Annotated in this window: 12 protein-coding genes; 5 read left to right on the top strand and 7 right to left on the bottom strand. The window is 66.3% G+C overall.

From position 1 onward, the window contains the following. Nucleotides 1-65: 65 nt before the first annotated feature. Nucleotides 66-308, bottom strand: a complete 243-nt coding sequence (locus ACEN2S_RS02065; RefSeq protein ID WP_441861705.1) for a hypothetical protein — start codon at nt 306-308, stop codon at nt 66-68. Between the two features lie 125 nt (nt 309-433). Continuing rightward, nucleotides 434-865: an Lrp/AsnC family transcriptional regulator gene (locus ACEN2S_RS02060; RefSeq protein WP_441861703.1), complete on the bottom strand. Its 432-nt coding sequence runs from the start codon at nt 863-865 to the stop codon at nt 434-436. A gap of 226 nt (nt 866-1,091) precedes the next feature. Here ACEN2S_RS02060 and ACEN2S_RS02055 point away from each other — a divergent pair, with 226 nt between their 5' ends. Beyond that, a complete protein-coding gene (locus tag ACEN2S_RS02055; RefSeq protein WP_441861700.1) occupies nt 1,092-2,237 on the top strand; it encodes a type III PLP-dependent enzyme in 1,146 nt (381 codons plus the stop codon). Nucleotides 2,238-2,386: 149 nt separating this feature from the next. Beyond that, nucleotides 2,387-3,553 (top strand): DUF2235 domain-containing protein, encoded by a 1,167-nt coding sequence (locus ACEN2S_RS02050; RefSeq protein WP_441861698.1) that lies wholly within the window; start codon nt 2,387-2,389, stop codon nt 3,551-3,553. A gap of 39 nt (nt 3,554-3,592) precedes the next feature. On the opposite strand, the gene metF is transcribed toward ACEN2S_RS02050, so the two are convergent. Beyond that, a complete protein-coding gene (gene metF, locus ACEN2S_RS02045) occupies nt 3,593-4,459 on the bottom strand; it encodes a methylenetetrahydrofolate reductase [NAD(P)H] (protein ID WP_441861696.1) in 867 nt (288 codons plus the stop codon). A 92-nt stretch (nt 4,460-4,551) separates the two neighbouring features. Between metF and ACEN2S_RS02040 the strand changes: the two genes are divergently transcribed. Next, nucleotides 4,552-5,457, top strand: a complete 906-nt coding sequence (locus tag ACEN2S_RS02040; RefSeq protein WP_441861693.1) for a LysR family transcriptional regulator — start codon at nt 4,552-4,554, stop codon at nt 5,455-5,457. Between the two features lie 208 nt (nt 5,458-5,665). Beyond that, nucleotides 5,666-6,457: an inositol monophosphatase family protein gene (locus ACEN2S_RS02035; protein WP_441861690.1), complete on the top strand. Its 792-nt coding sequence runs from the start codon at nt 5,666-5,668 to the stop codon at nt 6,455-6,457. Between the two features lie 89 nt (nt 6,458-6,546). Here ACEN2S_RS02035 and ACEN2S_RS02030 read toward each other — a convergent pair whose 3' ends face one another. The 4 genes from ACEN2S_RS02030 to ACEN2S_RS02015 all read right to left on the bottom strand — a co-directional run bounded on the left by ACEN2S_RS02030 (nt 6,547) and on the right by ACEN2S_RS02015 (nt 12,258). After that, nucleotides 6,547-6,930, bottom strand: a complete 384-nt coding sequence (locus tag ACEN2S_RS02030; RefSeq protein WP_441861688.1) for a GFA family protein — start codon at nt 6,928-6,930, stop codon at nt 6,547-6,549. Continuing rightward, nucleotides 6,930-7,664 carry a rhomboid family intramembrane serine protease gene (locus ACEN2S_RS02025; protein ID WP_441861685.1) on the bottom strand — a complete coding sequence of 245 codons (735 nt, stop codon included), beginning with the start codon at nt 7,662-7,664 and terminating at the stop codon, nt 6,930-6,932. The genes ACEN2S_RS02030 and ACEN2S_RS02025 overlap by 1 nt, the downstream gene beginning before the upstream one ends. A gap of 141 nt (nt 7,665-7,805) precedes the next feature. After that, entirely contained in the window at nt 7,806-11,252 is a 3,447-nt protein-coding gene (gene putA, locus ACEN2S_RS02020) for a bifunctional proline dehydrogenase/L-glutamate gamma-semialdehyde dehydrogenase PutA (RefSeq protein ID WP_441861682.1), read from the bottom strand. Between the two features lie 160 nt (nt 11,253-11,412). Next, a complete protein-coding gene (locus tag ACEN2S_RS02015; protein WP_441861680.1) occupies nt 11,413-12,258 on the bottom strand; it encodes a MerR family transcriptional regulator in 846 nt (281 codons plus the stop codon). A 143-nt stretch (nt 12,259-12,401) separates the two neighbouring features. Here ACEN2S_RS02015 and ACEN2S_RS02010 point away from each other — a divergent pair, with 143 nt between their 5' ends. Next, a complete protein-coding gene (locus ACEN2S_RS02010; protein ID WP_441861677.1) occupies nt 12,402-12,839 on the top strand; it encodes an Lrp/AsnC family transcriptional regulator in 438 nt (145 codons plus the stop codon). Nucleotides 12,840-12,907: the final 68 nt, after the last annotated feature.

The raw sequence follows: 12,907 nt of genomic DNA, 5'->3' as shown, positions 1-12,907 counted from the left end.
CTGGTGCCGTCAAAGACGGAGGTGCCGGGATCAGCCGATCCTCAAAGCGCGCGTGGCCGTGCGGCTCAGAAAGCGCTGACGATCAGACGGGCGATCCAGATCCAGAAGGCCGCGCCCAAAAGCGCCGCGGGCAAAATCCACCAGCCCGGATGCGCCTCAATTCCCAGATGCAAACGGCCGGGCAGGTGCAACAGACGGTGGAGGCGCAGGGCGAGCGAAGTCGTTGCCGGATAGGGCAGGGCCCGGCTCATGGTGGCGGTGGCTTTGCCTTTGGGCGCAGGTGCCGCAGTATGTCGCTCTGATTGCATCATCTTTCCCCACCCTGATCCATAAGATCCCGTGACAGTCCCCACCGTACACATGAATTATGTTAACACCCGGTTACGGATCTGTCGCTTGCGCGGAAGTATACTAGCCTTTTGGGCAGGTTTTCTCAGACAGCCCGGTCCATTTTGGTGGTCAGGTGGATCAGGCTTTCAGAGGCGCGCACCCCGGACAACTCTCCGATCTGATCGAGCACCGTATCCAGTTGGGTGGTGGACCCGGCGTTCAGTTGCAAGAGCAGATCGACCCGGCCCGAGGTTGTGTGGATGCGCTCCACCTCGGCCAGGGTCCGCAGCCGGGTGAGGATGGCGGCCTGCGCGCGCGGCTCGATCGTCAGCAGAACCGTGGCGCGGATCCGCCCCTGCCGCGCCGCTTCGCCCAGCTTGACCGTGTAGCCGGCGATCACACCGGTGGTCTCCAGCCGCTCCAGCCGCGCCTGAATGGTTGAGCGCGCCACCTTCAGCCGCCGCGCGAGGGTGGCCACCGACATCCGCGCATCGCCCCCCAGCAGCCCGAGAATGTTCTTATCCAGCTCATCCACCGCCACACCGCCGTTTTGACCGATTATTTCGGCATTATAACGACACTACGCTACAAATATAGTCTTTTGATCGGTGAAAATGTGCCCCATATCGCGCAGACTGAGTTTTCAGGAAAAGGGCGGCTCATACGCACCTGGCCTGGTTGGATGGACCGCGTAAGCGTCTCCCGACCCGTCGAGCCGGGGTAAGAGGTGGCTGCGTCTTGTTGGCAGAAGGAAAACGCCGATGGGACTCTCGAAAACGATCTGGGCAGAGCCCGCTGAACTGCTGCGCACCCAGCACCCCGACAATCCGGTCATGTTCTTTGCCCCGCATGTTCTGCAGGCAACGGCGCGCCGCTTTATCGATGGCTTTCCCGGCATGGTCACCTATGCGGTGAAATCGAACCCGGATGAGATGGTCATCCAGAATCTGGTGGCCGCCGGGGTCAAAGGCTTTGACGTGGCCTCGCCCGCCGAAATCGACATGGTGCGCCGCCTCTCGCCGACCGCCGCGCTGCATTACAACAACCCCGTCCGCTCGCGCCGCGAGATTGCGCATGGTGTGGAGCGGGGGGTGAAGTCCTGGTCGGTCGACAGCCGCTCGGAACTGGTCAAGCTGATCGAGCTGGTGCCCGCCGAGGGCTGCGAGATTGCCGTGCGCTACAAACTGCCGGTGGCAGGGGCGGCCTATAATTTCGGCGCGAAATTTGGCGCGACGGTGGAGCTGGCGGCCGAGCTGCTGGCGCAGGTGGCGGCGGCGGGGTTCATCCCCTCGCTGACCTTCCACCCCGGCACGCAATGCGTCGATCCCATGGCCTGGGACAGCTACATCCGCGCGGGCGCCGGGATTTGTGCGCAGGCCGGGGTGCAGGCCGTGCGGCTGAATGTCGGCGGCGGTTTCCCCTCACACCGTCTGCGCGACGTGACGCCTGAGCTGGAGGCGATTTTCGCGCTGATCGACCGGGTGACGACCGAAGCCTTCGGCGCCACCCGCCCCGCGCTGATCTGCGAGCCGGGCCGTGGCCTCGTGGCCGAAGCCTTCACGCTGGCCACCCGGGTGAAGGCGGTGCGCGACGGGCTGCATGTGTTTCTCAATGACGGGATCTATGGCGGGCTGACCGAATTGCCGATGATCGGCAATATCAACCGGATCGAGGTGATCTCGCCCGAGGGGCTGCGCCGCAGCGGCCCGGCGATCGAACGGATCATCTTTGGCCCCACCTGCGACTCGGTGGACCGTTTGCCGGGCGAAGTGGCCTTGCCCGATGATCTGGCCGAGGGGGACTATCTGGTCTTTCACGGCATGGGCGCCTATTCCACCGCGACCAACACCCGTTTCAACGGTTTTGGCGAAATGACAATCTCCACGGCGATGTCACTGCGCGTCTGAGCAAAAACCCGCGCCGCGCCGGTTGTGCGCGGCGCACGCAGATGTCAACTTTATCTCAAGCGCTCTGCCCTATGCTGGCCGGAAGCGTTTTTGGTTAAGGCGGCAGTCATGCGCAGATCCTCTGGCCCTGAAGCGAAAAGGCAGATCCCATGCGGGCGCTGATGTCGCGGCTGGCCCAGTTGCTGCACGGGGCTGAACCGGTCCCGCAGCCGCAACCGCAGGCCCGCCGCCAAAGGGGTGCCACCGATCACATCATCTTGCTGGACGGCACGATGGCCTCGCTCGCCCCGGGGACCAAAACCAATATCGGGATCCTGCACGATCTGTTGCGGGCCATCGGGCCGCGCGCCTCGGTCTATTACGGCAAGGGGCTGGAATGGCGCGAATGGCGCGATTTTTCCGACGCGGTGCTGGGCTGGGGCGTGGACCGGCAGATCCGCCGCGCCTATGGCTGGCTGGCCACCCGCTATCGCCCCGGTGACCGGATCTTTCTGCTGGGCTATTCGCGCGGCGCCTTTGCCGCCCGCTCGCTCGCCGGGCTGATCGACCGGGTGGGCCTGGTGCGGGCCGAGGCCGCGACCGAGCGCAACATCCGCCTTGCCTGGCGCTATTATGTCAATGCAGGCGAGCGCGCGCCTTCCGCCGCGTTCCGCCGCCGATTTTGCCATGAGGCGGCGGAGATTGAGATGGTGGGGGTGTTTGACACGGTCAGCGCGATTGGCCTGCGCCTGCCGGTCATCTGGATGATGAACGAACGCCAAACGCGGTTTCACGATCAGCGCCTTGGCCCGTCGGTCAAATTCGGCGCGCAGGCCTTGGCGATTGATGAGACCCGTTCGGCCTTTGAACCGGTGATCTGGGACAGCAGCGGCAGCCCGCCGGGACGGGTCGAACAGGTCTGGTTCCGCGGCACGCATCCTGACATTGGCGGCCAGCTGGCCGATTTTGAGGCGGCACGCCCGTTGGCGAATATCCCGCTGGTCTGGATGATCGAACATCTGGAGGCGCGTGATGTGGCGCTGCCGCTCGATTGGCGGCTCCTTTATCCCTGCGATCCGGCGGCGCCGAGCATCGGCAGCTGGCGCGCCTGGGGCAAGATGTTTTTGCTGCGCGCCCCGCGTGTGGTGGGCCGCGACCCGTCCGAGCGGCTGCATGAAACTGCCATCGGGGCGCGGCGCAACTGGCGCACGATCATTCTGCCGCAACTGGCGGCCCGCCTGCGCCGTTCAGCCTCTCCCGTGCCGGAGGCACAGCCGGTTGCGGTCGCCCAAGACGTGGTGCATCGCCCCGACAGCAACGCGCCGCCCGCGGCGTGACCGGGGCGGCGCGGCTTTGGCGGTGCCTTGCGTCGAGGTTCAGGCGACCTTTTCCAGCACGGCATCCGGGGTGACGCCCAAGGCGTGGCAGACATCACGGGTCAAGCCCGGACGGTTCAGCGTGTAGAAATGCAGATCCTCCACCCCGCCCTGGATCAGCGTATCGCATAGCTCGGTGCAGAGCGCGGTGGCCAGCAGCTCTTCGCGCCCGTCGCGCTTGGCAGCGGTGAACGCCTCCTCCACCCAGGCCGGAACCTTGGTGCCACAGCGGGCGGCAAAGCGCTTGGTGCCCTCCCAGCTCTGGACCGGCAGGATGCCCGGAATGATCGGCGCGGTGATGCCCGCCTTTTCACAGGCATCGCGGAAGCGGAAGAAGGTCTCTGCCTCAAAGAAGAACTGGGTGATCGCGCTGCTGGCGCCCGCGTCGATCTTGGCCTTCAGCCAGCGCACATCAGCCAGAGTGTCGGCGGCATCGGGATGCGGCTCGGGATAGGCGCCGACGCGCAGTTTGAATTTCCCGGTGTCGGCCAGCGCCTCGATCAGCTCGACCGACGAGGCAAAGCCCTCCGGATGCGGGGTGAAACGCTCGGCGCCCTTCGGCGCATCGCCGCGCAGCGCGACAATCTCGGTGACGCCCGCGTCGGAATAGGACTTTGCGATCTCAAGGGTTTCCGCCCGGGTCGCTTCAACGCAGGTCAGATGCGCCGCCACATTCAGCCCATAATTCTTGCCGATGGTGGTGACCGCCTCATGCGTCAGCTTGCGGGTGGTGCCACCCGCGCCATAGGTGACCGAGACAAAGCTGGGCTTCAGCGGTGCCAGAACCTGCGCGGTTTCCCACAGCCGGAACGAGGCATCCAGCGTTTGCGGCGGGAAGAATTCAAAGCTGATGCGCGGCGTGGTCATGGCGGTACTCCTGTTTACAAGCACCTTGTCTCATATCTCGTCATGTGAAACAAATTCATAATCTTCATCATGAACATGAGGCTGGCCACATAATGAACCTCGAATTGCGGCATCTGCGGACGATCAAGGCGATCCATGATGCGGGCGGATTGGCGCGTGCGGCCGATCAGATGCACATCACGCAAAGCGCTTTGTCGCATCAGGTCAAGGGGTTAGAGGATCAGGCGGGGGTTGAGCTGTTCGCGCGGCGCTCAAAACCGCTGAAGCTTTCGGCCGCGGGGATGAAACTGCTGCGTTTGGCCGAACGCATCCTGCCCGAAATCGAATCGCTGGAGGCCGAGTTTCAGGCCCTGCGCACCGGCCGCGCGGGTCGCCTGCACATCGCCATCGAATGCCACGCCTGTTTTGACTGGCTGTTCCCGGTGCTGGAACAGTTTCGCCGCGCCTGGCCGGACGTCGATGTCGACATCCGCCCCGGCCTTGCCTTTGGCGCGCTGCCTGCGCTGGTGCGCGAAGAGGTGGATCTGGTGATCTCCTCGGATCCCGAGGCGCTGGACGGGGTGATTTTCAACCCGCTCTTTGACTACGCCCCGACCTTTGTGGCCGCCTCCACCAGCCCGCTGGCGCAAAAGGCCTTTGTGGTGCCGGAAGATTTCCGCGACCAGACGCTGATCACCTATCCGGTGGACCGCTCACGGCTGGACATCTTCTCCGAATTGCTGACGCCCGCGAAGGTCGAGCCGAAAGGTCACCGGCAGGTTGAACTGACCGCGGTGATCCTGATGCTGGTCGCCTCGGGGCGCGGGGTGGCGGTGCTGCCCGATTGGGTGCTGCGCGAGGTGAAATACCAGCCCGATTACATCACCCGTCCGGTCACCGAGCGTGGCCTGACCAAACGCCTCTACGCTGCCACGCGCGAGGAAGACGCCACACAACCCTATATGGCGCATTTCCTGCGCCTTGCGCGCACCGAGCCGGTCAAGCTGCAACGCGCCTGATCTTGCTTCGGTGAAAATATCCTCGGGGGGAGCGTCCCAGCCCCCCATCGAGGGGGGCGGGGACGCCGGGGGGCAGACGGCCCCCCGTGCCGAACATCCGCCCCCGCGCGCGCCCGCGTCTCTCGTCGCGTTTGCCTTGTCGCGCCAAAGCCCTTGGATTCCTGTTCGGCCCCGTGTATGGGCAGCGCTTGATGTAAGGAGCCCAGCGATGCAAGGCAGTGCGAACCTCAACCTGATGATCAAGGCCGCCCGTAAGGCAGGCCGCGCCCTCGTGAAAGACTTCCGCGAGGTCGAGAACCTTCAGGTCTCCTCGAAAGGGCCGGGCGACTTCGTGACCCGCGCCGACCGCGAGGCGGAGCGTTCGATCAAGGAAGAGCTGCGCGCCGCGCGTCCCTCCTATGGCTGGGTCGGCGAAGAAACCGGCGAAGAGGCGGGCGAAGACCCGACCCGTCGCTGGCTGGTCGATCCGCTGGATGGCACCACCAACTTCCTGCACGGCCTGCCGCATTGGGCGGTGTCGATCGCGCTGGAGCACAAGGGCGAGATCGTTTCGGCGGTCGTCTTCGATGCGGCCAAGGACGAGATGTTCTGGGCGGAAAAAGGCGGCGGCGCTTTCATGAATGACACCCGCCTGCGGGTCTCCGGGCGGCGTAGCCTGAACGATGCGATTCTGGGCACCGGCGTGCCGCATATGGGCAAGGCGACGCTGCCTGCCACCTTGCAGGATCTGGCCCGCGTGATGCCGGTCTGTTCGGGCGTGCGCAGCCATGGTGCCGCGGCGCTGGATCTGGCCTATGTCGCGGCGGGCCGTTTTGACGGCTATTGGGAACGCGGGCTGAAGCCCTGGGACATGGCGGCGGGTCTGTTGCTCGTCAAGGAAGCCGGTGGTTTCGTCGGTCCGGTGCGTGAGGGCCGTGACATGCTGGAATCGGGTTCGGTCATCGCGGCGAATGGCGAGCTGTTCGCGCCTTTGTGCAAGATCTTGCGCGAAGCGGCATAGGGCAGGCAGGGGGCGCTGCCCCCACGGCCTCTGGCCGTTCCCCCGGGATATTTTGGATCAGGCAAAGGGGTGGGGTTTCCGCCCCTTTTTCATGTCCGGTCGCTGGGGTGATTGACGCCGTCGGCCCAGGGCACGGGATCGAGATCGCGCGGGTTCACACCCTCGAGGCAGGCGGCATTGACGCCCAGTTGATTGGGGTTCGACCGGCGCTGATGATGTGTGTAGATGCCGCAGGTCTTGCAAAACCAATGTTTGGCGGTCCGGGTGCCGAATTGGTAGAGCGTCAGGTTCTCCGCCCCTTTGGTGATGCGGAACCCGTCCAAGGGGGCGCTGACCGCCACGGCGCCGCGGCGGCGGCAAAAGCTGCAATCGCATCGGCGGGCGGTGGCGAGGGCGTTGCTGAGGGTGACCTCTGCCTCCACGGCGCCACAATGGCAGCGAAAGGGATGCGGAGTGCGGATCTCGGGCAGCATCAGCGGCGTCTCCGGGGGACAATCGGGATGGACGAGGCGGCATAGACCGTGCCCGGATGCGCCGGATGGCCTTGGGTGCGGCGCCAGAAGGCGGGGCCGCCGCGGGCCTGCCAGACCGGCCAGACCAGCGCCAGACCGGCGAGGAAACCGCCCGCATGCGCCCAATAGGCGACGCCACCTGCCGCCCCCGGGGTGCTGACGCCGGAGTAGATCTGCACGCCGAACCAAAAGCCGAGCACGATCCAGGCACGGATCGAGAAGATCTTGAAGAAGATCACGAAAATGAACAGCACATCGACCCGCGCCTTGGGAAACAAGAGCAGATAGCCGCCCATGACCGCGGCAATCGCGCCGGAGGCGCCCACCATCGGCACGCCGCTCTCCGGGCCTGCCGCGATCTGCGCCGCCGCCGCCGCCAAGCCGCCTGCGAGGTAGAAGAGCGCAAAGCGGCGATGGCCGAGGATGTCCTCAAGGTTATCGCCAAAGACCCAGAGAAAGAGCATGTTTCCTGCCAGATGCATCAGCCCCGCATGCAGGAACATATGCGTGATCAGGCCATGCAGCCAGACGCCCTGCGTCACCGCCACCGGATAGAGCGCGCCCCATTCCCACAGCCCCTGCATGTTCCCCGCCCAAGAAGCGGTCAGCAGATACATCAGGATATTCAATGCGATAAGGCCCCGTGTCACCGGGGCAGGGCTGTTCGAGGGGTTGTGATCACGAATGGGAAACATGCGGGCAGCTTTTCCGATCCGCCGGGGGAGGTCAAGCATCCCCGCGGGTCAAACCTCGGGGAGGGAACAGCAATCCCGAAAGCAAACGCCGCGCGGCGGAAAACCATCGCGCGGCGTCTGATATTTGCGCTCTGGCGCCTCTCAGGCCTCGCCTGCCGTGGCCAGAAGATCGGCATTGCCGCCCGAGGCGGTGGTGTCGATGCAGATGTGCCGCTCGTGCCACAGATGGCCGTGATCGGGCTGGTCGATCAGCGGCAGGATCGGGCCCGGCCGGGCGGCCAGCGCCTGTGCATAGCTCCGTCCGGTCTCGGCATTGCCCCACCAGATCGCCCCGGAGAAACCGCTGAGCGTGGTCAGGCTCGCAGCGGGCAGGGCGCCGGGCACCTCAACCGCCGCACCGCCAAGCGCGCGGACCTGTGCCGCCTGCTGCGCGGCGGCGGCGGCGGCCGGCCCGAGGCAGAGCACCGGGGCGCGGCCGTGCGCGGTCAGCCGGTTCGACTCGCCCGTGGGCCCGGGCAGCACGCGCGGTGCAGGGGGCGTGCCGGGCTGCGCCACGTTCAGCGCCGCCTGCACGGTGGCCGCATCGGTGGGGCTGACCGCAGTGGCGGTGATCTGCGGCGCGGCACTGACGGTGAAGCGCGTCAGATAGTCCGGCCCGCCCGCCTTCGGTCCGGTGCCCGAAAGCCCCTCGCCGCCAAAGGGTTGGCTGCCCACCACCGCGCCGATCTGGTTGCGGTTCACATAGATATTGCCGATCGAGAGCGCCTCGGTCACTTCCTGCACCCGGTTGTCGATGCGGGTGTGCAGGCCGAAGGTCAGGCCATAGCCGGTGGCATTGATCGCCGCCACCACCTTGGGCAGATCCTTGGCGCGGAAGCGGGCCACATGCAGGACGGGGCCGAAAATCTCGCGTTCAAGATCCTCGATGCCGCCGACCTGAATGACCGTCGGGGCGATGAAATGACCCTGCGCCGGGGCATGCATTTCCTTCAGCACCCGGCCTTCGGCGCGGGCCGCGTCGATATGCGCGCGAATCCCCGCCTGTGCCGTGGCATCAATCACCGGGCCGACATCGGTGGTCAGCCGCCAGGGATCGCCCAGGGTCAGCTGATCCATCGCGCCATAGAGCATCTCGGTCAGGTGCGGCGCGATGTCGTCCTGCACATAGAGGCAACGGAGCGCCGAGCAGCGCTGACCCGCCGATTGGAACGAGGCGGCGAGGATGTCGCGCACCGCCTGTTCGGCGAGTGCCGTGCTGTCGACGATCATCGCGTTCAGCCCGCCGGTTTCCGCGATCAGCGGCGCGGTCGGGGCCATTGTCTCGGCCATCGCGCGGCGGATCGCCTGCGCGGTGGCGGTGGAGCCGGTGAAGGCCACGCCGGAGACGCGCGGGTCCGAGGTCAGTGCCGCACCCACTTCGCCCGCACCCGGCAGCAGTTGCAGCGCGGAGAGCGGCACGCCCGCCTCATGCAAGAGCCGCACGCCAAGGGCGGCGATCAGCGGGGTTTGCGGCGCGGGTTTCGCCAGCACGCCGTTGCCCGCGGCCAGCGCCGCCGCGATCTGGCCGGTGAAGATCGCCAGCGGGAAGTTCCACGGGCTGATGCAGGTGAAAACCCCGCGCGCCGGAGCCGTCAGCCCCGCCGCACCCGCCGCGTAATAGCGCAGGAAATCCACCGCCTCGCGCAATTCCCCCAAGGCATCTGCCAGCGTCTTGCCTGCCTCAAGCGCCAGCAGCGCATAAACCTCGCCCTCGGCGGCTTCATAAAGATCGGCGGCGCGGCTCAGCACACGGGCGCGCTCGGCCACAGGTGCCTCCCAGCGCGCGGCATGGGTCAGCGCGGTCTCGATATCGGCGGGCGAGGCGGCGGCGACATGGCCAACCACCGCGCCCGTAGCCGGGCTGATCACCGCAGCAGGTGGCAGTGGGGCCACGGGTCCCGCCAGCACCGGGCGCGCCTCGGGAAGGGTGGTCGCATGGGCGCCCCGCGCGGCGTCAATCGCCGCCAGCGTCGCGGCATCGGTCAGGTCACGGCCGGTGCTGTTCACCCGCTCGGGCGCAAAGAGGGCCGCGGGGCGGGTCAGCACCGGGTTCACCGGATCGGCCAGTGCCTCCACCGTGGTCAGCGGGCAGGCCGCCACCTGTTCGGGCGCCACATCCTCATCGACGATCTGGTTCACAAAGCTGGAGTTCGCGCCGTTTTCCAAGAGACGCCGCACCAGATAGGCCAAGAGGTCGCGGTGCGCGCCCACCGGCGCATAGATCCGGCAGCGGGTGCCGCGGTCTTTCAGCACGATGTCATGCAGCCGCTCGCCCATGCCATGCAGACGCTGGAACTCGAACTTCTGCGCCTCGATCAGCGCGGGTCCGGCCATTTCCAGCACGGCGGCCACGGTATGTGCGTTATGCGTCGCGAATTGCGGATAGATGCGGTCGGTCATGCCCAGAAGCTTGCGGGCATTGGCGATATAGCTGACATCGGTCGAGACTTTGCGGGTGAAAACCGGAAAATCCGCGAGGCCCAGCACCTGCGCGCGCTTCACCTCGGCGTCCCAATAGGCGCCCTTGACCAGCCGCACCATGATCCTGCGGTTCAGCCGTTCGGCGGTGGCATGAAGCCAGTCGAGCACCGCGCCCGCGCGGCGGCCATAGGCCTGCACCACGACGCCAAAACCATCCCAACCAGCCAGCGCGCTGTCTGCCAGCACCGCCTCGATCACCTTCAGCGAGAGGGTCAGCCGGTCGGCCTCCTCCGCGTCGATGTTGAAGCCCATGCCTGCTTTTGCTGCGGCGCGGGCGAGATCGGTCACCACCGGCACCAGTTCCGCCATCACCCGGGCCTCTTGCGCCACCTCATAGCGGGGGTGCAGCGCCGAGAGTTTGATCGAAATGCCGGGGTTGGCGCGCACGTCGCGGGTTTTGCAGCCCTTGGAAATCGCCACAATCGCATCGCCATAGGCCTTGGCATAGCGGACCGCATCGGCGCCGGTGCGCGCGGCCTCGCCCAGCATGTCATAGCTGTAGCCATAGCCCTCGGCCTCGCGCTTCTCGGCGCGTTTCATCGCGCCCTGAATCGTCTCGCCCAGCACGAACTGGCGGCCCATTTCCTTCATCGCCCGGCCCACGGCGACACGGATCACCGGCTCGCCCAGACGTTTCACCGCATTGCGCAGATGGCCGACCACGCCCGGCTCGGCCTCATCCAGCACCTTGCCGGTGAGCATCAAAGCCCAGGTCGAGGCATTGACGAGGCTGGAGGCGGATTTGCCCAGATGCTTGCCCCAGTCAGAGGGGGCGATCTTGTCTTCGATCAGCGCATCCATCGTCTCGGCATCCGGCACCCGCAACAGCGCCTCGGCCAGACACATCAGCGCGATGCCCTCATCGGTCGAGAGGCCATATTCGGCCAGAAAGACCTCCATCAGCCCGGGGCGGACATCGGCGCGGATCTTGCGCACCAGATCGGCCCCGGCGGCGGTGATGCGCGCACGGGTGGCGGCATCAAGCGCGGCCTGATCGATCAGGCGGGCCAGAAGCGGGGCTTCGGGCTGAAGGGTTCCGGTTTCGATGGCCTGCCAGATCGGGTTCATGTCGCACTCCTTGCGTTTCACCCATCATACCGCCGAAGGCATAGTTCTTTTGCCTGTAGTTTTCACTCTCATGGTCTCTTTGCCCGAATGTGGCCGATACTGCGCGCCATTTGAACTGCCATACCGGCCAAGACCTGCTGATTCCGGTTGGGCCTGCCGTCTAGAAACTCGGCGGCGTGTTCACCCAGATCAGCACGCATTCCCCATCGGCGGCATTCGCCCAGGAATGCGGGCGGGCGCTCTTGAAATAAAGGGAATCTCCGGGGCCCAGCTCATGGGTTTCGGTGCCATCCAGCACCAGCCGAAAGCGCCCGGCCAGAACATGGATAAACTCCTCGCCCTCATGACCGTAAACCCCCTCCGAACCTGCGCCGGGCGAGAGGATAAAGCGGTGGCAATCCATCTGCAGCCGCCCCTCGGCCAGTACCTCGACCCGTACCCCCTCGACGGGCATTGGCCAGACCCGCGCTGCCCCCGCCCGCACCACCGGCCCGCCCGGCCGGTCCTGCCCGGAGAGCAAGGACACCGTGGTTCCATAATAGCGCGCGACGCCTGCGAGGGTGGTGAAGGAAACCCCGGCTCCCGTGCGCTCAAGCGTGGACAGGCTTGAGGGCGACAGGCCGAGGTCCTGTGCCACCTGATCCATCCGCAACCCCCGGGCCTGCCGCAGGGCGCGCAGCCGGGGTCCGAGGCCGTCGCCAGGCAGGCTTTCGGGCAGCTCATGCCGGCCCCCTTGCGCCGTCTGCGCCTCGGCGTCGAGGGCGGCGCGGATGGCGGCGGGGTTGAGGCCCGCCTCGCGCCGCAAGAAGGCGATCCGCTGGACACGCTCGACATCGGCGGTCGAATAGAGCCGCTGGCCAGAGTTGCGGCGCTCCGGGGTGATCAACCCCTGTGCTTCCCACAGCCGCAGGGTTGAGGGGGCAATGCCCGCCGCGCGGGCCGCATCCGCGACGCGGTAACGGATCTCTTGCTCAGCCACCGCCATCTCTGCCCCGCCCTTGGTCATGCTTCCTTTTTGTCGCGGAACGGCCGCTGCTTTCAACCGATTTATCGGCCAGCCCCGGTCACACCGCGCCCCCGGGCAACGCCGCCGTTTGACGCGGCGCGGGATATGGCGGAAAACAGCATTTTGGCGAACGGGGCGCGGACGTGGCGGATGACATCGACAACCGGCTGATTGCGGCGCTGCGGCGCGACGGGCGGGCCTCACTTTCGGATCTGGCGGCACAGCTCACGCTCAGCCGCGCCACCGTGCGCGCGCGGATCGAGCGGCTGGTGAACCGGGGCGAGATTTCCGGCTTTACCGTGCTGACGCGGGCGGATGTGACGGCGGCCCCGGTGCGCGGGCTGATGATGATCGGCATCGAGGGGCGCGGCACCGACCGGATCATTGCCCGGCTGATGGGGCTGGCGGCGGTGCAGGCGGTGCATGCGACCAATGGCAAATGGGATCTGATCATCGAACTGGGCACGCAGACTCTGGCCGAACTCGATGACATCCTCGCGCAGATCCGCCGCTTTGACGGGGTGGCGACCTCGGAGACCAATCTGTTGCTCAGCACAAGGCGACCGGGCACGAAACTCTGACGCCAGCAGTGAGGGAGACATGGAAAAGGTGCCGGGGAGTCCGGCGTCTTTTTGGTTTCTGGCGGCGA

The sequence above is a fragment of the Phaeovulum sp. W22_SRMD_FR3 genome (assembly GCF_052113705.1).
Taxonomy (GTDB): domain Bacteria; phylum Pseudomonadota; class Alphaproteobacteria; order Rhodobacterales; family Rhodobacteraceae; genus JBGQOG01.
The sequence above is the reverse complement of the archived record's forward strand: the minus strand, read 5'-3'. Positions and strand labels throughout refer to the sequence as shown.

Bases quoted from the DNA above. Each gene is read 5' to 3' on its own strand.
- ACEN2S_RS02030 (WP_441861688.1), bottom strand. From the start codon at position 6,930: ATGCTGCCCGAGATCCGCACTCCGCATCCCTTTCGCTGCCATTGTGGC.
- ACEN2S_RS02025 (WP_441861685.1), bottom strand. From the start codon at position 7,664: ATGTTTCCCATTCGTGATCACAACCCCTCGAACAGCCCTGCCCCGGTG.
- putA (WP_441861682.1), bottom strand. From the start codon at position 11,252: ATGAACCCGATCTGGCAGGCCATCGAAACCGGAACCCTTCAGCCCGAA.
- ACEN2S_RS02065 (WP_441861705.1), bottom strand. From the start codon at position 308: ATGCAATCAGAGCGACATACTGCGGCACCTGCGCCCAAAGGCAAAGCC.
- ACEN2S_RS02055 (WP_441861700.1), top strand. From the start codon at position 1,092: ATGGGACTCTCGAAAACGATCTGGGCAGAGCCCGCTGAACTGCTGCGC.
- metF (WP_441861696.1), bottom strand. From the start codon at position 4,459: ATGACCACGCCGCGCATCAGCTTTGAATTCTTCCCGCCGCAAACGCTG.
- ACEN2S_RS02035 (WP_441861690.1), top strand. From the start codon at position 5,666: ATGCAAGGCAGTGCGAACCTCAACCTGATGATCAAGGCCGCCCGTAAG.
- ACEN2S_RS02015 (WP_441861680.1), bottom strand. From the start codon at position 12,258: ATGACCAAGGGCGGGGCAGAGATGGCGGTGGCTGAGCAAGAGATCCGT.
- ACEN2S_RS02040 (WP_441861693.1), top strand. From the start codon at position 4,552: ATGAACCTCGAATTGCGGCATCTGCGGACGATCAAGGCGATCCATGAT.
- ACEN2S_RS02050 (WP_441861698.1), top strand. From the start codon at position 2,387: ATGCGGGCGCTGATGTCGCGGCTGGCCCAGTTGCTGCACGGGGCTGAA.